The sequence below is a fragment of the Dawidia cretensis genome, from assembly GCF_018598175.1.
GTDB classification, from domain to species: domain Bacteria; phylum Bacteroidota; class Bacteroidia; order Cytophagales; family Cyclobacteriaceae; genus Ohtaekwangia; species Ohtaekwangia cretensis.
On the sequence record NZ_JAHESE010000029.1, the window covers coordinates 51436 to 71090 of the forward strand.

The following is a 19655-nucleotide window of genomic DNA, read 5'->3' on the forward strand; positions in this document are numbered from 1 at the left end:
ACCACACCCATGAGCTTATTGACACTTGTCTGGAATTACCTCAAAGCCCGGCCGCTGAACACGGCCATCAATATTCTGTTGCTCTCGCTGGGCATTGCCGTCATTACCATCCTGCTGCTTTTCAGTCAGCAGCTTGAAAAAAAGATTACCGAGAATGCCAAAGGCATCGACCTGGTGGTAGGGGCGAAGGGCAGTCCGTTGCAAATCATCCTTTGCAATATCTTTCACATCGACTTCCCCACCGGCAATATCAAGCTCTTCGAAGCCGAGCGGATCGCCAAAAATCGCCTTGTTAAAAAAGCTATACCGCTCGCGTTGGGCGACAGCTATAACACCTACCGCATCATCGGTACCAACAGGGCCTATGCCGATCTATACCACGGCGAGCTCGCCACCGGCGCGTGGTGGGACAAAGATTTGCAAGTAACACTCGGCGCGAACGTCGCGGCCCTCACAAAACTCAAGCCCGGTGACCACTTTGCCAGCGCACACGGTCTGACAGAGGGCGGGCATGCACACGAAGAACATCAATATGTAGTCGTGGGTATTCTGAAACCTTCCAACAGTGTATTGGATAACGTCATCCTGACCAACGTGGAGAGTGTGTGGACGGTACACGAAGAGCATGGCGAGGAAGATGAGCACGAAGAACATGCGGAGGAAGCGCCTGTGCGCGATTCTACGTTTGTGCCGTCACCGCTTATCCCCTCCGTGGCAAAGGGCGATTCTACAAAAGAGATTACGGCGATGCTGTTGCAGTACCGCTCGCCGATGGGGGCGATCCAACTGCCCCGCATCGTGAATGCACAGAGCAGTCTGCAGGCCGCATCTCCCGCCTTTGAAACAGCGCGCCTGTTCTCGATCCTTGGGGTGGGGGTGGACATCCTGATGGGCTTCGCGTATGTGTTGATTGTCATATCGGGGTTAAGCATCTTTATAGCCTTATATAACTCGCTGAAAGAGCGTCGCTACGACCTGGCCATTATGCGGTCGATGGGCGCCACGCGCACCAAGGTGTTTATTTCGATTTTACTGGAGGGTGGTTTCCTGACGCTGGCGGGCAGTGTGCTGGGGCTATTGGCCGGGCATGGCGCCGTGATGTTGCTGGCCGGCATGGCTGAACAGGCCCAGCGCACGGGCATTAGTGGACTGGTGTTTTATCCGCAGGAGTGGATCATTCTGGTCGGAAGTTTGTTGTTGGGGTTGGTATGTGCCGTGATTCCGGCGGTGCAGGCCTATCGTACCGATATATCAAAGGTATTGGCCGGGCACTAGGCATGGATGTTTAATTGAAAACTGTAAATTCATAGACATGAAAAAGTGGAGTATGTTTGGTGTTTTGTTGTTGCTGGCGGGCAACGTGTTGGCGCAGGCAAAATTTGATGCCTGGCATGAATTTGCCAAAACGAAATTCGAGCCTAAATACAATGAAAAGCTGGGAGAATACATTTTCTTCCCCAACTTTCCTGCCGAGCTTAAGGCCCTGGCTGGAAAGGAAGTTACCGTAGAAGGATTTTATGTGCCCTTTGCTCCTGAGGATAGTCAGTACATCATCCTGTCGAAATATCCGCAGAGCCAGTGTTTCTTCTGCGGCGGCGGCGGACCCGAGTCGGTGATCGAGGTGAATTTCACCAAATCGCCGTCGCGCTTCAAGGTAGACGACGTGATCACGGTCAAGGGTAAGCTCGTGCTGAACCCCGACGATATGGACCACGTGAATTTTATCTTAAAAGAGGCTGCCGTGGTGAGCAAATAGACGCGACGTTATTTTCAAATCAACCCCTATATATACTATGAAAAGAAGAGCAACAGCCGTTTGGAATGGCTCCGGAAAAGAAGGCAATGGCAACCTGTCCACGCAAAGCACTGTGTTGAACAAAACACAATACTCGTTTAACTCTCGTTTTGCGGAAGGCGTAGGTACCAACCCCGAAGAACTGGTGGCTGCCGCACATGCCGGCTGCTTCACCATGAAGCTGAGCTTTGTATTGGGCGAAGCAGGCTTTACTCCCGAAGAGCTCACCACCGAGTGTGTTATCACCTTCGAGAACGGTTCTATTACCGAGTCGCACCTCGTGCTGAAGGCCAAAGTGCCCGGCATCAGCCAGGAGAAATTCGACGCCGCTACGGCGGATGCAAAAGCGAACTGTCCCATTTCGCAGCTGCTGAAGACCAACATCACGCTCGAGGCTTCACTGGTATAACCCATGGCCTCACGCGCGTACACGCCTGTTACCGGCACTGTGGTGATCTCACCCGGTGCCGGTGCTGTTTCGGTGCGGGCCATCATTCCGCCCGACATGATAGCGTTATTGGTACTCGGTCATGGTGCCGGGGCGGGCATGCTCCATAGCTTTATGGAGTCGCTGGCGCAGGCGCTTGCGGACCAGGGAATCGGTACGGTGCGGTATAACTTTCCGTATATGGAGCAGGGGCGCAAGCTGCCGGATAAGGCGCCTTTGGCAACGGAGACAGTTGCTCGCGTGGTGGATTATGCACACAAGCAGTATCCAGGCGTGCCGTTGTTGGCCGGGGGCAAATCCTTCGGCGGGCGCATGACGTCGCATTATGCTGCGGCGGCGTCTGGGGAGCTTCTACGCGGTATTGTGTTCTATGGGTTTCCGTTGCACCCGGCCAAGAAGCCTGATACGAGCCGGGCTGACCATTTGCCTGCGATTACGTTGCCGATGTTGTTCCTCCAGGGTACGCGCGATGCGCTGGCGGAGTGGCCGTTGATTGAAGCAGTTTGCAAGACGTTGCCCACGGCCACGCTCGTGAAGATCGACGGTGCGGACCATTCGTTTGCCGCGGGGAAGAAGGATGTTATCAGTATACTCGCTGCCGAGACGCGTCAGTGGTTCGACGGGTTGTAGTATTTGCTCTGCGTGCACGAGTGTCATGGGGTTGTGTTCATTGCTTTGTAACGGGCAGTAGACGCCGTTCACGCGTTGTAGGAATTCGATGCCCAGGGTTATAAAAAGTCCTTCTCCGGCCGCGGTTGCCAGTGGGCTTGTGAGTTTGACGGGTGCGTCTACATCTGTGCCTTGCCGAACGGTCATTTCTTCTGATCGTATGGTATCGAGTATATAGTTACCGGTTTTAAAATCTATTGCGGCCATGCCGGCGATGAGGCGGAAGTGTGTGGCTCCCTTCGGGGCTTTTACCATCTTTTTGCGATCGGGCGGTGTGATCGTTACAGTGCATTTTCCTTCTGTTGGATCAAAGCCTGCCTGATAAGGAGCGTGTAGGATAGTTTCTACGGATGCGTGCTTATTAAACTCAAATCCTCGCATTACCTGGGCGTCACCATTTTCCGGTTTCCGCATACCGGCACCGCTGGTCATATCTGATCGCATCATCGCGAAGGCTGCTTTTGTCAGTCGGGCGGTCATACGGGTGTCGGCTATACCGTCGAATAATGGTTTAAACGCTGCCCGTAGCAGTTTTACCATCCAGGCGCAGTGGCCGAATTCGGCATTATTCTCGCGTACCCGGGCGAATGCGGGGTCGGTACGGATACGTTCTGCATCTACCGATGTAACCTTTCGCACCAGGTATCCGCGGATTCTGTCGTAGTAATATACCCTGTCGCCGAGCTTGCCGATCAGCTTGATAATGCCTTTTTGTTTTGCCATGCCCTATCGTTTGTGTACACAAGATCGCTTTCCTTGCGCGGAAAAGCCACTGGAATCCTGTGAGCTGCCATTAGGGGATTTGGCATTGCTCTCGACTGTCCATGAATGGAAGATAATACCATTAAATGGTGTGCAAAATACTCCGGATTACCCGTATCAACTCCCGGGATTACCCGTATCAAAGCCGTGCCTAAAGCGTACCAAAGGTATGGTTAAGGCATACTCACCGCGAGTCTTAACTCCGCAGCGGGCAGAGGAGAGTTAGTGGGGTGATTCCCCGCCCGGGACGAGCTAAGACTTGTATCCGCTGCTATGCCTTGCGATTATAGTTGCATAGCAGAAAATTGCAAATATTAATAAATAGCTGTTTATTAGATGTACAATGTTGTTTTTCTCGTTGCCTGTAAGACTGTTGTATGATAGAGAGGAAATATTCTTTCAGACGGGAGTATGATCCCGAGTCACAAGCCTACCTGTACATATTTTTGAGCCGAAGTAGGAAGAGATCTATTCCGAAGGCAGTCTTGTATTCACCGAGGGAGTCAGATGGCGATTTGTATTATAATGTTGGCTTTGGTGATTTAATTATAGACCCTGTAACAAATGAATTTGTGGGGCTTGACGACGTGACGGAAAGTAATAACGGTGATATGCTAGCGATTTTCTACACGGTGGTCTCGACATTTGATGATTTTTTTGAGCAACATCCAAATGCTACCTTATATTTTAAGGGTAGCAACGAACAACGCAGTAAGGTTTATAGCAGTTTGATAGCCAAACATTGGAGACATATTGCGCCATTGTATACAGTTTGGGGAATTAAGAGGGAGAACAAGGAGTATTTTATGCCAGATGTTTCGTATGAGAGTATTTTTTGTAAACGGAAATAGATATTTTTACAAAAAAAAGTTATGGTAAGAATCGTAAAGGACATGCAGGAGGACAAAGAGCTTCTCGAGCGGCTTGCCAAACAGGTAATGCAAAAGATAAAATCCGGGCAAATCGATCCGTTTAGAGAAAAACGAGAAGAAGCTTGGGAGAGCCTCAAACGTGCAGGCGTGGTGAAATAAGAAACGAAATCACAGAATAAAAAAAGCAACCCGATAAAAGGTTGCTTTTTTATTGTCGGAAAATGCAGTCAGCGCTTTCACGCACGCTTCATTCTTCTCTCATTATCTCCAATACCGCGGGTACCGGCGCGTTCTGAAAATGTTATTAAACAGCAGCGCAATGATTACGATCACCAGCGAACCCGTGAGCACCGGGTAGAAGATGAAGGTCCAGTGCGGCTGCGCGAAAATTATTACCAGGGGCGTGGCACCCGCAGGCGGGTGCACCGTTTTGGTGATTTGCATGGCGGCGATAGAAGCGCTTACGCCAATCGCCAGCGAATACCAGGTATTACCCAGGAGGTATGCGCAAAGTACAGCGATGACGGCAGCAATCACGTGTCCGCCGATAATGTTACGGGGCTGGGCTAACGGGCTGTCGATCACACCGAAGGCCAGTACGCAGGTGGCGCCGAAGGGGGCCATCATAAAGGGAATTTCGGTGGTCTGTGTCAGCAGTGTTACGGCGGAGATGGCGATGAGCGCGCCAAGGGCCGAAGAAAGGATGTGTGATGGTGGTGGCGAGCCTGGGACTTGCTCCCGGGTTCTGAATTTAACGATATAGCGTTTCATGGTTGTATAGTATAAAAATTTGGCGTCTGTGAAATGAGCGATCAGGCAAAGAGCCGGTCCGCGATGGTGTTGGCGCGGTCCACCGGCCAGGGATCACGAAAGACCTGGCTTTCCACCAGCGCGCTTTCGAATAGGAGGTATATATGGTCTGGCAGCGCCGGATAGTCGGCGCGTAGGATGTCCTGAAAAAATATGCGCAGGTCTTCTTTGTGGCGTTGAATGACGTGCCGGATGGAAACGGCGTCTTCTGTGATTTCGGATACGATGTTAAGAAAGGCGCAGCCGCGAAAGTTCTCGCGTGTGTTCATGTCGTGGAGGAATTTGAACGCGGCGGCTATTTTGCTCCTGGGCGTCCTAGCCTTGTCCGTAAAGCCGTGTAAAGCAGCAAACCAAAAGTCATGACGCTGGTTTAAGAACTCCACGCAGAGCTCTTCCTTCGAGCGGAAGTGCTGGTAGAGGCTGGCTTTTGAGACATCGGCTTCTGCGATGATCTGGTTGATGCCGGTGGCATTGTACCCTTGCCCGTGAAATAAGCGAAAGGTGGTCTTTAAAATCCGGTCGCGCGGCGACAGCGCAGAAACATCGTACGTGGTCATAAATAAGAATCGCCGGCAAAAGTAGGGTAGGGATTGTGAACAGACAAGTCTGTTCATTCTTATTTTATAAATACCTGCAACGATGTGCGTTACATCGTTTGCAGGTATTTAATTCTTTCACCAAACCTGAAAGATTTCGCGCGATCCGCTTTGATACATTTCGGTATAGCCTTTCATCTTTTCCTGCATCTTCTGCGATTCCTCCTGGCTCATGCTGTCCCAGCTTTTTTCGTATGCTGTCAGGCTGTCGTGACGTGTAACGACAACAACGCGGTTGAAGGACCCCGTCATGTCACTCATGATGTTGACCACCTCCGGGCGGCCGTCCATGACTTCTTTAAATAGCTTGGCAAGCTTCGAAGCGTTGCCCGGCTTGCAAACAAATGTGTCTTGTACGATAATCATAATGTTAATGGGTTGTTTCTGATCACGAACCTACTAACATTATTGCCACCTGGAGTGGGGGGAATACGCCAATGTTCAGGGGGGATTGAGACAACGGCGTTTTGTACTTTTGAGCATAGAAATGTCGGATCACGATAATCCCATGAGAACAACACCCTTCGTTTTTTTACTTGCCATTGTATTGTCCTGTGATTCCTTGTCAAATGACTTTTTCGAAGTTTTATTGAATACGTATCAACCGGAACTGACCCGGGTATGCGCGCACAACCCGTCCATTTTTTCTAATGGAAGATTTATCGAACAATACGAAATGTCAGCAGGAACCGAGGCAAATTTCCTGGCCAGGTTTTCGGTAAGCCATGGCGATTCGCTTGACTTCCCCAGATCAGGAGCCCACTATTTTGAGAGGTATCGAGAAGACCTTACCTGGCGCAAAACCCCAGTAAAGAATGAAGACTCCATTGTCCTTCAAATAGCAAGTGACGTTGGCGACGAAGCGTTAGAATGCTATGATGTTGAAGACGTGATGCGATTGCTTAAAACAAAAGGAAACTATTACACATTCATTTATGAAACGTTCGGAACAGTACTGGGTGGGTATAAATTTTATCTCCTGGAACCGGCGTCTCACCGGCTTTATGTACTGACCTCTTTTCAGTAGGCGCGCGAAACTAGGTGCCAACCTTAACCTCCATTCCCGCTGCCCAAAACTCTATTGTTTGTCCTTCCAGGAAATCGACATAAAAGTATCCACGCCCATCCTCCGATAATTCAATCAACTTTCCATTCACTTCCACACGGCCGCGATAGAGCAGATCGAGTGTCCAGGTGAACTCGTCCATGATATTCATGAATGCAAAACGTGTCGGTGTTACCTGGTGAAAAATAAGAGAGACGATGTTGGTTGCCGAGTTGTCCTGAAACTTTAACGTCAGTGTATTGTTGTCGAGTGAAATACGCTCGAAGTGGAGCATGCCGTGCAGATCATATTGCTGCCCCTGATGTTCGGGGCGTGTCAGGTCGGCTAGTATTTCAATAGAGGGGGCGGGAATCATATAGTGTATTGGTTGTTGTCTGAGTTGTGTGCGTGCAGCGGGTATCACCGGAAGGGAAAGCCTATATTAACATAGCCTGAGATATGGTCAGCCTCCCCACTATACATAAACGTCATGCTGATCGGTCCGATACCGGAGTCGTACCCAAACGACAATCCGATACCCGAAAGACGCCTGGTAAAGTTAAGCTCTTTGTCGCGGTTCAAATAATCGTACACGGCGCCGTTAACGCGTAGCGTGGTGTATAATCTTCGTGTAAACTGGTATTGCAGTCCCAGCATCAATACGCTTACGCTGTTTGTATTGAGGGAGTATTCCTGTAGTCCCGTGAACGGCACCTGGTTTCGGACGAAGTCATTGATGCCGCCGACGTTAAAATAGTTCAAATACGGCGCTACTGTACTAAAGTTGATCGCTGTGTTAAACTGTGTCAGCAAGGTCAGCCGTGAAGAGAGGGGTGTAAAATTTTCAGCCTTTAGCATAAAGCGGTTATAGTGGCCCACTTCCGCGGTATCGCGTCGTACAGCCTGTCCGTTTGCGCGCAGGGTGACGGCCGAGGGGTTTTGAGCGTACACTATTCCCATGCGGGCGTCGATACGCCAGCCGCGGGTGGAGAAGCTGCGTTTGTTGAGGGTATTGTATTTATAGTATAGGTAAGTCTGGATAAAGGAGTTGCCGCCTTTGAACGATGTATCCGCGGCGATCTTGGGGCGCAGGCTAAAGCTTTCGAAGGTCGTGCCCAGGCCGATGGCCGAAGCGAAGCCGAATGTACGCTGGAAGCGAAAGTCCGTCTGGTAGGTCCGTCCCCGGTAGAGGTATACTTGCTCGAAGTTTTCGTAAAAGGGCAGCTGGAAGTTCTCGTAGTAGAAAGACAGGATGAGGTTGTTGTTGTCGGCGTTTGTGCCGAAGGCCTGGTTGTGCTCTGCCAGGAAACGGAAGTTTTCACTGACGTTCAACTTCACCATCGATTTGGACCTGTCGAAGAGCAGGTTGCGGCTCTCGGCGCCTAAGATCAGGGCAATGTTACTGAAGGTATGATAGTGCAGCCCGGCTTTGACATATGTGAGCGGGCTTTCCACTACGTTGAAGCGTAGGTTGGCATGGCCGCGCGCGCGTGCGGGCTGCCAGGTGTAGGCAATGCGGCTGTAGTTACGGGAGCCATACACGCGGCGGATGGCTTCCGCCACGTGTGTGCCGTCGTAGGTCTTGCTCAACGCCAGGTTAAGACGGTTGCGGAACGATGTGCGCGTGGTGTGATGCAGACCCTGGATATAAATGCTGTCGACCGTTACCGAGCGTGTCTGGGGCAGGCGATTCTGTATCGGAGCGTAGTTCGGATAGCGCTGCCGGAGTGAGTCCGCTAATTTTTTGAAGATCGGATAATATTCGTCGCCGGTGCGTTTGCCCACGGCGATGATACTGTCCACGCTGGTGAAGCTGGCGGCGGTGTACTTACGCACCGGTGGCTCGATCAGGACGTTGCAGAGCTTGCGCTCTGTCTCGAAGTCTTCGGCGTCTTTATAAAAGCCGATCTGGTAGAGGATATCGATCGGAGAGGTGAGCTCGCTGGCGGCCAGTAGCCCCTGCGAGAGGTTCACGCCAATGATATAATCGGCGCCCATGGCTTTTACATCGCTCACCGGAAAATTGCGTACGATGCCGCCATCGACCAGCTTAGTGTTTTCGTAGTCGATGGGGGTAAAGACCGAGGGAATGGCCATGCTGGCGCGAATGGCGGTAACGAGCTCGCCCTGGTCCAGCACGACAGCTTTGCCTGTGCTGACATCGGTGGCAATGCACTTGAACGGGATGCTGAACTTCGAGAAGTCTTTGATGTCGTAGATCGGTAAAAACAATTCCTGGAATTTGAGCCACAGCTCCTGGCCTTCGATAATGCCCGCGTTGATACGAAACTTCCCTTTTACAAAGGGTACCTCCAGCGCATAATTGTCAAATTCCGTCTTCTCGTCGATGTTCACGTTGCGCATGGAGGGCTTGCCCGAGAAGAGCACGTTCCAGTCGATGTCGCGCGCAATTTTTTCAATTTCCTTGCCGGAATAGCCTGCGGCATAGAGCGACCCGATGATGCTGCCCATGCTGGTGCCGGTAATGCAATCGACGCGCAGGCCGGCGCTGTCGATCGCCTCGAGAATGCCGATATGGGCCAACCCCTTGGCGCCGCCGCCACTCAGGGTCAGGCCGACCTTGGGCGGCTGGGCGGCCGTCGCAAAGGCCACGAGCAGCAGGGCAAACACATATAACACCTGAGATCTCATTCCGGCCTCAAAATACACAAAAACACTCGCTCGTCTTTGCCCCGTCGGAGCCTTCGCGAAAGGCGGGCGAAGCCCTGGAGCGGGCTGCGCCAAAAGTACAGAGGGCCCCATGTATGATCCCGCTAAAGATGTTGTCGTATTGTTAAGAAAAACGTTGTTAATTTGCGCGCTTGTTTAAGAGCCACACAGAAATAACAACGCTTGTATGATCAACGTCGGGAGCCGCAGATTGACCGTCACAGATTTTGAGAAAGTTCTCTACCACGGCGAGCCGGTAGGGTTGGAGGAGGGTGCGCAGCAGAACGTCAGCGCCAATTACACCTTCCTGCAGGCCTATGCGCAGCACAAGGTGATCTATGGCATCAACACCGGTCTGGGCCCGATGGCGCAGTATAAGATCAGCGAGGACGACCAACGCCAGCTGCAATATAATCTCATTCGCAGCCACAGCGCCGGGGCAGGACAACCGTTTGCCGAAGAGCTGGCGCGGGCCACGATGCTGGCACGCCTCAACAGCCTGATGCAGGCCACGTCGGGCATCCATCCGTCGGTGGTGGAGCTGCTGCGCGACGTGCTCAATTCAGGGGTAAGCCCCTACATTCCGGAGCGTGGGGGCGTGGGCGCCAGCGGCGACCTGGTGCAACTGGCGCACCTGGCGCTGAACCTCATCGGTGAGGGGGAAATGTATGCAGATCAGGCGTGGCGCCCGACCCGGGTGGTATTGGGCTCCCGCGGGATGACGCCGATTTCCGTCCACCTGCGCGAGGGGCTGGCACTCATGAATGGAACTTCGGCCATGACCGGCGTGGGGATGGTCAACCTGGTTCAGGCCCGGCAGGTGCTGAGCTTGTCCATCATTTTATCGGCCATGACCAACGAGCTGATGAAGTCTTTTGACGACCACTTCTCGCTCGAGCTGAACCACGTCAAACATCACCCCGGCCAGGCGCATATTGCCGAACGCATGCGACACGTATTAAGTGACAGCAAGCTGATCCGTAAGCGTCCCGAGCATTTGTATCATCGCAAGATTGAAGAGGCGGTGTTCACCGACAAGGTGCAGGAGTATTACTCGTTGCGCTGCGTGCCGCAGATCCTCGGACCGATATACGATACGTTCCTGGAAGTACAGCGCGTGCTGGAAGACGAAGTCAATTCCGCGAACGACAACCCGGTGGTGGACCATCACCGCGAGATGGTATACCACGGAGGCAATTTCCACGGCGACTATGTGTCGTTGGCGATGGACAAGCTCAAAATTGTTACGACCAAGCTGACGATGCTCGCCGAGCGGCAGCTGAACTATCTGCTGAACGACAAGCTCAACCAGAAGCTGCCGCCGTTTATCAACCTCGGCACGCTGGGCTTGAACTTTGGCTTGCAAGGCATGCAGTTTATGGCTACTTCGAGCACGGCCGAGAATCAGACGCTGTCGTTCCCGATGTATTTGCACAGCATCTCTAACAACAACGACAACCAGGACATTGTCAGCATGGGCTGTAATGCAGCGCTCATGACCCGGCGGGTGCTGGACAACAGCGCCGATGTGCTGGTGGTGCAAGCACTGGCGTTGACACAAGCAGTGGATTACCTGCAGTGCCAGCCGCGCATGTCGTCGTTTACCCTGAAACTATATACCGAGCTCCGGGCGCTGGTACCGGCGATCCTGGAAGATAAACCGCGCTATGAAGATATCCGCACGGTGCGTCGTTACCTGCTGGGACTCGGGGCTTCGTTTAACCTATAACTTCTCACAGTATGTCCACCACCCCCTCTACATCCAAGTATGCCATGGTGACAGGCGGCTCGCGCGGCATTGGCCGGGCGATCTGCGTACGACTCGCCGAGCAAGGGTATAATATCCTGATCAATTATAAAAGCAACGACGCGGAGGCCGAGAATACGCGCGCGCTGGTCGAAGCTAAAAATGTACGCGCCGAGCTCATGAAGTTCGACGTGTCCGATAAAGTTGCCGTCGAGCAGGTGTTTGGCGGCTGGGTGGAGAAGAACCCCGACAAGGCTATCGAGGTGCTGGTCAACAACGCCGGCATTCGTCAGGACGCCATGATGATCTGGATGACGCAGGAGCAGTGGGACGGGGTGCTGGGCTCAAGCCTGGGCGGCTTTTTTCAGGTGACACGCCAGGTGCTCACGAGTATGCTCGCCAAGCGATATGGACGGATTGTAAACGTTGTATCGCTGTCGGGCATCAAGGGTATGCCGGGGCAGACCAATTATTCGGCGGCCAAGGCCGGCGTAATCGGCGCGACCAAGGCGCTGGCGCAGGAAACAGCGCGGCGCAATGTTACCGTGAATGCGGTGGCGCCCGGTTTTATTAAAACTGACATGACGCAAGATTTACCGGAAGCCGAGCTGAAAAAGCTTATTCCCATGCAGCGGTTTGGCGAGCCGGAGGAAGTAGCCCACGCCGTGGCTTTTCTGGCGTCGCCGGGCGCTTCCTACATCACGGGCACGGTGCTGTCCATCAACGGCGGGCTGTATTCCTAACGACTGTATCCCAGCGAAAAAAAACTGTTCGTTTCGAAATCTTACGTGCCTGGGTTACAGGTCCGTGCTATTCAAGATTAAAACCTTACTTTTGCGGTTTGACTGGTACGCGGCGGTGACGAAAGGCGCTAAAACGCACGATTTTTAACATTACATGAGCAGAGTTGTTATAACTGGATTAGGTGTTTATTCCTGTATCGGCAAAAGCCTGGACGAAGTCCGGGATTCGCTGTTCCAGGGCAAATCGGGCATTGTGCTCGACCCCAAGCGCAAGGAGATGGGATACCGTTCGGGATTGACCGGGTTTGTAGAGCGTCCGGTGCTGAAGGGTGTGCTCGACCGACGCGCCCGCATTATGCTGCCCGAGCAGGGCGAATACGCCTACATGGCTACTGTAGAGGCGCTGCGGCACGCGGGCTTGACACAGGACTATATGGATCGGCACGAAGTGGGTGTGATCTATGGCAACGATAGCTCGGCGCAGGCGGTGGTGGAAGCGACCGACATTATCCGCGAGAAGAAAGACACCATGCTGGTAGGCTCGGGGTCGGTGTTCCAGTCGCTGAACTCGACGGTTAACATGAACCTGGCGACCATTTTTCGTCTGAAGGGCATCAACTTTACGGTGAGCGCGGCGTGCGCCAGTGGCTCGCATGCCATCGGGTTGGCGGCCATGTTTATTCGCAATGGTATGCAGGACTGCATTGTCTGCGGCGGTGCACAAGAGATGAATGTTTACTCCATGGGTAATTTTGATGCCCTGGGAGCCTTTTCGATACGCGAAGATAACCCCGCGACAGCATCACGGCCCTTTGATCGCAATCGCGACGGCCTTGTGCCGAGTGGTGGCGCGGCGACGGTGATACTCGAGAGCCTGGAGTCGGCGCAAAAGCGCGGCGCCAAGATCCTCGGCGAAGTTATCGGATATGGGTTCTCGTCCAACGGCGAGCACATTTCCAATCCTACGGTACAGGGTCCGGCGCGTTCGCTCACGATGGCCATGAAGAGCTCGGGGTTACGTGCTGCCGAGATCGACTATATCAATGCTCACGCTACGTCCACACCCGCAGGCGATGCCAGCGAGGCGAAGGCGATCTTCGATGTATTTGGCGCCGAGCACACGCCGGTGAGCTCCACCAAGTCGATGACCGGCCATGAGTGCTGGATGGCGGGCGCCAGCGAGATTGTGTACTGCATGCAGATGATGGAAAACTCCTTTATCGCACCCAATATCAACTTTGAAACGCCAGATGAAGATTCTGCGCGTCTGAATATTATCGCGAAGACCCTGGATAAAAATATTGACGTATTTTTGTCTAATTCTTTCGGCTTTGGAGGAACAAACTCGACTTTGATTGTTAAAAAGTGGAAGTAACCGCAATGAACACGGCAGCTATTATTGAGAAGATTAACGGTTTTCTGGTAGAGGAATTTGAGGTAGACCCTGGAAAGATCTCGCCGGAAGCAAACCTGCGCGAGACCCTGGAGCTGGACAGCCTTGACTACATCGACCTGGTGGTGGTGATAGAAAGTAACTTTGGTTTTAAAGTAAAGCCTGAAGACTTTGTATCGATCGTCACCTTCCAGAACTTTTACGACTACGTGACCAATCGCGTAGCGCAGAAGGTAACATCGTAATCTATGCCGCAATGGCAGGGTAAGTCCCGCGGCACCACGCTGGGGTACAGAATCTTCTTTTTTGTCTGCCGCCACCTGGGCATCTATCCTGCATATTTCATTCTGCGGTTTGTGGCCGGTTATTACTTCTTGTTTTCCTGGACCTCTTCGGGGCATATATACCGCTATTTCCGCCGCCTGGGAATCGGGCGCGTGTCAGCGTTTTTTCGCATTTATCGCAATTACTATGTGTTTGGTCAGACCTTGCTGGATAAGGTGATGGTGATGGCCGGTATAGACCGCGATACCTTTACGTACGATTTCGACGGCGAAGACAATCTACGGGCCATCGTGGCCCAGGGCAAGGGTGGGATCTTGCTGAGCGCCCATGTCGGCAACTGGGAAGCTGCCGGTCATTTGCTGCGGCGCCTGCAAACACGTGTCAACGTGGTGATGTACGACGGCGAGCACCAGCAGATCAAACAATATCTGGAGTCCGTTACGGGCGGGCACAATTTTCGCGTAATCGTTATTGGCGAAGACATGTCGCATGTGTACGCCATCGGTGAGGCCTTGCAAAAGAACGAGCTGGTGTGCCTGCATGCCGACCGTTTTCTGGAAGGGAATAAAACCCTGGGATTGCCTTTCCTGGGCGGCGAAGCTTTGTTTCCACAGGGCCCGTTCCAGCTGGCCGCGGGCTTTCGCGTGCCCGTGTCGCTCGTGTTTGCTTTTAAAGAAAGCGCGCGGCATTATCATTTCTTTGGCAGTCCGCTGTATCAACGCGGTGGGGAGCCGAAGGAAGAATTTACCGAGCGGCTCATGCGTGCTTTTGTCGGCGACGTGGAACAAAAGCTGAGGCAGTACCCCGAACAGTGGTTTAATTATTATAACTTTTGGTATAAATGACATGCTGGCCACCAAAGAAGACATAACCCGGTATATACCGCAGCGCGCGCCGATCGTGATGATCCACGACCTGGTGGAGGCCGATGCCGACCGGGTTGTAACACGCCTTCAGGTCGAGCCCGACAACATCTTTGTGTGGGGGGGACGGCTGGAGGCGCCGGGGCTGGTGGAGAATATTGCCCAAACGGCGGCTGCGCAAATCGGCTATTACTGCGCGCAAAACAACATTCCGGTGCCGGTGGGTTATATTGCAGCGGTCAAAGACCTGCAGATTGCCGCACTGCCGCTGCAAAACTCTCAGATCACTACATCCGTACGAATACTGCATAAAGTAATGGACTTTACCGTGGCCCGCGGCGAGATCACGCAAGGAGACCGGGTGTTATGCTCCTGCGAAATGAAAATACTGGCTAAACTGGAAACACGATCATGAAACAACGCAACCCCTTTTCATTCCTGTTTGTATTTCTGCTGGCAACGGGCACTCTGTGCGCCCAGGACCGCAGCGACGTTTTTCGTCCCGAGGTAAAGATTACCTGGCTGGGCTTTGATTTTTCACAAGCGAAATTTATCGGCGACCGCGAGAAGCTCGGGTCAGAGTCCGATATCCGCCATTTGCTGGAAGCCTGGAACGACCTGGTGCTGACAGAAAAAGATAAATATGATATACCCGGCATGATAGGCCGCGACGCAGTGGAGACGGCAACCGATGTCACAAAAGATCACAACCAGGAGCTGGATGTGCTGGCCTTGTACTCCAACGCCGAAAAAGATTATCTGCACCTCTCGCGTGAGCAGGTGGGCGGTATAGTCTCGAAGTACGACTATAAAAAGAATCCCGGTATCGGCCTGATGTTTAACATCGAAAGTTTCAGCAAGCTGAATGGTGAGGCGTCCATGTGGGTGACCTTTATTGACATGAAAAGCCGTCAGATCTTGTTTACCGAACGCATGACGGCCGCGCCGAAGGGCTTTGGTGTACGCAACTACTGGGCCGGCGCCCTTTACGCTGTGATGGAGAAAATCAAGAAGAAGGAATTCGAGATGTGGCGTAAAAAATATTTCCGCGCCTGATAGAAAATAATGACCCACGAAACCGAAGTCACCGTACGGTTTAACGAGGCCGACCCGCTGGGCATTGTCTGGCACGGCCACTACCTGCGCTATTTTGAAGATGGCCGCGAGGCCTTTGGTAAGAAGTATGGTATATCCTACCTCGACTTCTTCCATCAGGGCCTGGCTGTGCCGGTAGTGTCCGTACAGTGCGACTATAAAAAGCCGTTGCGCTATGGCAACACGGTGATCGTCGAGACTACCTATGAGCCGGTCGCTGCGGCCAAGCTACATTTCTCTTATAAAATGTTTGAGTCGATTAGCCGCGATGTGGTGGCGGTGGGATCGACGGTACAAGTATTTGTCGATGTAAAGACGTTCGGTCTGCAGTACGTCATGCCATCGTTCTTCGAGTCGTGGCGTAACCGCTGGATGAAACCAGAGTGAGTGTGAGTGCGGGAGCGAACGAAAAAATAGCGCTACGCGCAGTGTGGTCGATCGCCGATACCATTGTGTCTCCGCTTGGGTATACTACAGCGGAGAACTATACCCTGCTGCGGCAGGGAGTATCCGGCGTGAGCTTACAGGAGGCGGGTATGTGGTGGGACGAAGCGGTGTATGCCGCGGCTGTCAAATCGCTGCCGGCGGCCAACGGCCAGAGTCGCTTCGAGCGCATGAGCTTGCTGGCCTTGCGCCAGACGCTGGCGGACAAAGCACTGCCGTCCGAAAAAACAATATTTATACTCTCGACCACCAAAGGCAACATCGACCAGCTGGGGCAGGAGCTGCCGCGGCTGCCCTTGCATGAAACGGCCACGTACCTGGCGCACGCCGTTGGCCTGCAACATTCACTGGTTGTATCCAACGCGTGTATCTCGGGTGTACTGGCACTGATCGTCGCGAAGCGGTATTTGGAGACCGGCGCGTACGACCATGCCGTTGTTTTAGGCGCGGATGTACTGAGCCGTTTTGTGGTGTCGGGCTTTCGCAGTTTGCACGCCCTGAGCGCAGGCCCTTGCCGGCCGTTCGATGCGCACCGCACGGGCATCAACCTGGGCGAGGCTGCGGCGGTCATGGTATTGACAACAGACCCCCGCCTGGCGACAGGGGAGCGGGTTCGACTGCGGGGCGCCGGCGTGAGCAACGATGCCAACCACATTTCGGGACCGTCGCGTACAGGGCAGGAGTTGGCGCAGGCCATCGGACAGGCGCTGCAAGCGTCTACCCTGACACCCGGCGATATCGACGCCGTGTATGCGCATGGTACGGCGACCGTCTATAACGACGAAATGGAAGCGAAGGCCTTTGATCTGGCGGGCCTCGCGGCGATGCCGGTCAACAGTCTCAAAGGATATTACGGCCACACGCTCGGGGCGGCGGGCGTACTGGAAACAATCGTGGCGGCGCAAAGCCTGCATCACGGCGAGATGCTGCCAACCTTCGGCTTCGCGACGCTGGGTGTATCGCGACCTCTCCAAGTCAGCGCGACGCTAAAGCCCCTATCAGGCAAACGCATTCTCAAGACAGCTTCCGGCTTCGGCGGCTGCAATGCGGCCCTTGTACTAGAAAAAGAAACCAACCCATCATGAATTTTTTTGAGACCGACAAGCTCACGGCGTTGCAAGCCATCGAGAAGGCCCAGTGGATCGCTTTTGCGCCCGTTGTATTTCAGGCCACGCGCGTGCTGCGCGACAGCGGAATACTACAGGCCATTGAGGACAGTCCCGACGGCATGACCCAGGACGAGGTGGTGGCCCGCGTGCAACTGCCGGTATATGGCGTGCGCGTGCTGCTGGAAGCTGGCCTGGGCATTGGATTGGTAACGTTTCGCGACGACCGCTACCGCACGACCAAAACAACGTCGTTTATCCTGCACGATACGCTGACGCGCGTCAACATGGACTTCACACACGACGTGTGCTATAACGCCATGTTTTTTCTGGAAGAAAGCATCCGCGAGCAAAAGCCTGTCGGACTAAAAGTATTGGGTGAATGGTCAACGATCTACGAGGGCCTGTCCAAGCTGCCGGGGCAGGCGAAGAAAAGCTGGTTTGCCTTCGATCACTTTTACTCGGACTTTGCATTTCCCGAAGTACAGGCTACGGTATTCCAGCATCAGCCCAAAACGCTGCTCGACATCGGCGGTAATACGGGCAAGTGGGCCACGGCGTGTTTTGAATACGATCCCAACGTCACGGTCACGATCATGGACCTGCCCGGGCAGGTAGAGATGGCACGTGCAAACATCGCGGCCAAAGGCTTTGCCGATCGTGTGCGGTTTCAGGAGGCGAATATTCTCGATGAGCAACAGCAGATAGCAGGACAGTTCGATGTGATCTGGATGAGTCAGTTTCTCGACTGTTTTTCGGAAGACCAGATCCGGTCGATCCTGCGCCGCTGCAGACTGGCATTGTCGCCGACGGGCAAGGTATTTATTCTCGAGCCATTCTGGAACAACCAGCGCTTTCAGGCGTCGGCGTTCTCGCTGCAGCAAACGTCGCTTTATTTTACGGCCATTGCCAACGGCAACAGCCAGATGTATCACTCCGGTATATTTACCCGCTGTATAGAAGACGCCGGATTTCGTGTTACGACCCACGAGAACCTGATCGGTGTAAGCCATACGCTGCTTACCTGCGAGGCTGTATAAATAGTTTTTTTTGATCGTCATGAATACAGAGCAAATTGATGTATTAGTCATTGGCGCCGGCCCGGCGGGGAGTATCGCTGCGGCCATGGTGCAGAAGGCGGGCCTTTCGGTGCGCGTAGTGGAACGAGAGAAGTTTCCACGGTTTGTGATCGGCGAAAGCCTGCTGCCGCGCTGCATGGAAGTATTGGAAGATGCCGGACTGCTGGACGCCGTCAAGGCAAAGAACTTTCAACAGAAGTTTGGCGCCAAGTTTATGCGTGGCGAGGACATCTTCGACTTTAACTTTACCGAACAATTTACCCAGGGCTGGACCTGGACCTGGCAGGTACCGCGCGCAGACTTCGATCAGACGCTGATCGCAGAAGTGCAACGCCGCGGTGTCCCCGTATCGTTTGAGACTACCGTTACGGGCATTACCTTCCGCGACGACGAAAGCAGCGTGACGACGGTGACCCATGCCGACGGTTCCACCGAACAACTCTCCGCCCGCTTTGTGATTGACGCCAGCGGCTACGGCCGCGTCATTCCCCGGTTGTTTAACCTCGACAAACCGTCGTCCCTCGATCCACGCAAAGCGGTCTTCGCGCATGTACACGATATACACCGCCACGAGTTCGACGAGCCCAACCGCATCGTCGTGGTGATGTATGCACCGGGCGTATGGGTGTGGATCATACCCGTGTCGCCCACGGTTACGTCGATGGGCTTTGTCGGCAGCTTTGATTTCTTTCATTCCACTCCGGGTGATCTGGCTACCCAATATAAAACGTTGATCCAGGCACATCCCTATTTGCAGAAACGCTTTGGCGATGCTCCCTGGGTGTTTGAGCCGCGTAAGCTCGAGGCCTGGTCAGGCACGACCACGTCGTTCTTCGGCAAGGGGTATGTATTGACCGGCAATGTCACGGAGTTCCTCGACCCCATCTTTTCGTCGGGTGTGATGTTCGCAACGGTGTCCAGTCATCGCGCGGCGACACTCGCCGTTCGCAAGCTGAAAGGCGAAGCGGTAGACTGGGAGAAAGAGTACACGGGCGTGTTGCAGCAAGGCGTCGATACATTCCGTACGTATGTCATGGCGTGGTACGACGGCACGCTGGAGAAGATATTTTTCTCGAAGAATCCCGATCCGCGCATCAAAGCTCAGATCTGCTCCGTGCTGGCCGGATACGTGTGGGATGAGGAGAATCCCTTTGTACGCGATCACCGCGGTTCGCTGGAGCGGCTCGCGAAGCTGATCGATCTGCAACAAAGGCTTATGTCGCTTAACTAACG

Annotated in this window: 23 protein-coding genes; 18 read left to right on the forward strand and 5 right to left on the reverse strand. The window is 53.5% G+C overall.

Features of this window, described 5'->3' with window-relative positions; translation table 11 throughout:
- Positions 1–9 precede the first annotated feature (9 nt).
- The 6 genes from KK062_RS22765 (at position 10) to KK062_RS22790 (ending at position 4705) form a co-directional block, all read left to right on the forward strand.
- Positions 10–1275 carry an ABC transporter permease gene (locus KK062_RS22765; RefSeq protein WP_254086665.1) on the forward strand — a complete coding sequence of 422 codons (1266 nt, stop codon included), beginning with the start codon at positions 10–12 and terminating at the stop codon, positions 1273–1275.
- A 37-nt stretch (positions 1276–1312) separates the two neighbouring features.
- Complete coding sequence (locus KK062_RS22770; protein WP_254086666.1) at positions 1313–1756, forward strand: hypothetical protein; 444 nt, start codon at positions 1313–1315, stop codon at positions 1754–1756.
- Positions 1757–1793: 37 nt separating this feature from the next.
- Positions 1794–2204 carry an OsmC family protein gene (locus KK062_RS22775; protein WP_254086667.1) on the forward strand — a complete coding sequence of 137 codons (411 nt, stop codon included), beginning with the start codon at positions 1794–1796 and terminating at the stop codon, positions 2202–2204.
- Between the two features lie 3 nt (positions 2205–2207).
- On the forward strand, positions 2208–2873 hold the full coding sequence (locus KK062_RS22780) for an alpha/beta hydrolase family protein (RefSeq protein WP_254086668.1): 666 nt from the start codon (positions 2208–2210) through the stop codon (positions 2871–2873).
- 1178 nt (positions 2874–4051) lie between these two features.
- Positions 4052–4525: a DUF6934 family protein gene (locus KK062_RS22785; protein ID WP_254086669.1), complete on the forward strand. Its 474-nt coding sequence runs from the start codon at positions 4052–4054 to the stop codon at positions 4523–4525.
- Positions 4526–4546: 21 nt separating this feature from the next.
- Complete coding sequence (locus tag KK062_RS22790) at positions 4547–4705, forward strand: hypothetical protein (protein ID WP_254086670.1); 159 nt, start codon at positions 4547–4549, stop codon at positions 4703–4705.
- A gap of 102 nt (positions 4706–4807) precedes the next feature.
- On the opposite strand, the gene KK062_RS22795 is transcribed toward KK062_RS22790, so the two are convergent.
- The 3 genes from KK062_RS22795 to KK062_RS22805 all read right to left on the reverse strand — a co-directional run bounded on the left by KK062_RS22795 (position 4808) and on the right by KK062_RS22805 (position 6318).
- Positions 4808–5317 carry an HPP family protein gene (locus tag KK062_RS22795; RefSeq protein ID WP_254086671.1) on the reverse strand — a complete coding sequence of 170 codons (510 nt, stop codon included), beginning with the start codon at positions 5315–5317 and terminating at the stop codon, positions 4808–4810.
- A 41-nt stretch (positions 5318–5358) separates the two neighbouring features.
- Complete coding sequence (locus KK062_RS22800) at positions 5359–5913, reverse strand: TetR/AcrR family transcriptional regulator (protein ID WP_254086672.1); 555 nt, start codon at positions 5911–5913, stop codon at positions 5359–5361.
- Positions 5914–6030: 117 nt separating this feature from the next.
- Complete coding sequence (locus tag KK062_RS22805; RefSeq protein ID WP_254086673.1) at positions 6031–6318, reverse strand: hypothetical protein; 288 nt, start codon at positions 6316–6318, stop codon at positions 6031–6033.
- Between the two features lie 142 nt (positions 6319–6460).
- Here KK062_RS22805 and KK062_RS22810 point away from each other — a divergent pair, with 142 nt between their 5' ends.
- Positions 6461–6979, forward strand: coding sequence for a hypothetical protein (locus tag KK062_RS22810; RefSeq protein WP_254086674.1), 519 nt, complete (start codon positions 6461–6463; stop codon positions 6977–6979).
- 10 nt (positions 6980–6989) lie between these two features.
- On the opposite strand, the gene KK062_RS22815 is transcribed toward KK062_RS22810, so the two are convergent.
- Positions 6990–7373 (reverse strand): hypothetical protein, encoded by a 384-nt coding sequence (locus KK062_RS22815; RefSeq protein ID WP_254086675.1) that lies wholly within the window; start codon positions 7371–7373, stop codon positions 6990–6992.
- A 44-nt stretch (positions 7374–7417) separates the two neighbouring features.
- Positions 7418–9649, reverse strand: coding sequence for a patatin-like phospholipase family protein (locus KK062_RS22820; RefSeq protein ID WP_254086676.1), 2232 nt, complete (start codon positions 9647–9649; stop codon positions 7418–7420).
- Between the two features lie 205 nt (positions 9650–9854).
- Between KK062_RS22820 and flxA the strand changes: the two genes are divergently transcribed.
- From flxA to KK062_RS22875, 11 genes are all read left to right on the forward strand, one after another.
- Entirely contained in the window at positions 9855–11396 is a 1542-nt protein-coding gene (gene flxA, locus KK062_RS22825) for a flexirubin biosynthesis tyrosine ammonia-lyase FlxA (protein WP_254086677.1), read from the forward strand.
- Between the two features lie 11 nt (positions 11397–11407).
- Positions 11408–12157, forward strand: coding sequence for a flexirubin biosynthesis SDR family reductase FlxB (flxB, locus tag KK062_RS22830; protein ID WP_254086678.1), 750 nt, complete (start codon positions 11408–11410; stop codon positions 12155–12157).
- Between the two features lie 154 nt (positions 12158–12311).
- A complete protein-coding gene (locus tag KK062_RS22835) occupies positions 12312–13532 on the forward strand; it encodes a beta-ketoacyl-[acyl-carrier-protein] synthase family protein (protein ID WP_254086679.1) in 1221 nt (406 codons plus the stop codon).
- 5 nt (positions 13533–13537) lie between these two features.
- Positions 13538–13795 (forward strand): acyl carrier protein, encoded by a 258-nt coding sequence (locus tag KK062_RS22840; protein ID WP_254086680.1) that lies wholly within the window; start codon positions 13538–13540, stop codon positions 13793–13795.
- 3 nt (positions 13796–13798) lie between these two features.
- Positions 13799–14680: a lysophospholipid acyltransferase family protein gene (locus KK062_RS22845; RefSeq protein ID WP_254086681.1), complete on the forward strand. Its 882-nt coding sequence runs from the start codon at positions 13799–13801 to the stop codon at positions 14678–14680.
- 1 nt (position 14681) lies between these two features.
- Positions 14682–15113: a hotdog family protein gene (locus KK062_RS22850; RefSeq protein WP_254086682.1), complete on the forward strand. Its 432-nt coding sequence runs from the start codon at positions 14682–14684 to the stop codon at positions 15111–15113.
- Positions 15110–15754: a hypothetical protein gene (locus KK062_RS22855; RefSeq protein WP_254086683.1), complete on the forward strand. Its 645-nt coding sequence runs from the start codon at positions 15110–15112 to the stop codon at positions 15752–15754. Before KK062_RS22850 ends, KK062_RS22855 begins: the two co-directional genes overlap by 4 nt.
- 9 nt (positions 15755–15763) lie before the next feature.
- On the forward strand, positions 15764–16180 hold the full coding sequence (locus KK062_RS22860) for an acyl-CoA thioesterase (protein ID WP_254086684.1): 417 nt from the start codon (positions 15764–15766) through the stop codon (positions 16178–16180).
- Positions 16181–16182: 2 nt separating this feature from the next.
- Positions 16183–17322, forward strand: a complete 1140-nt coding sequence (locus KK062_RS22865) for a beta-ketoacyl-[acyl-carrier-protein] synthase family protein (protein WP_254086685.1) — start codon at positions 16183–16185, stop codon at positions 17320–17322.
- Complete coding sequence (locus KK062_RS22870; protein ID WP_254086686.1) at positions 17319–18383, forward strand: class I SAM-dependent methyltransferase; 1065 nt, start codon at positions 17319–17321, stop codon at positions 18381–18383. Before KK062_RS22865 ends, KK062_RS22870 begins: the two co-directional genes overlap by 4 nt.
- Before the next feature lie 19 nt (positions 18384–18402).
- Positions 18403–19653 (forward strand): NAD(P)/FAD-dependent oxidoreductase, encoded by a 1251-nt coding sequence (locus KK062_RS22875; RefSeq protein WP_254086687.1) that lies wholly within the window; start codon positions 18403–18405, stop codon positions 19651–19653.
- Positions 19654–19655: the final 2 nt, after the last annotated feature.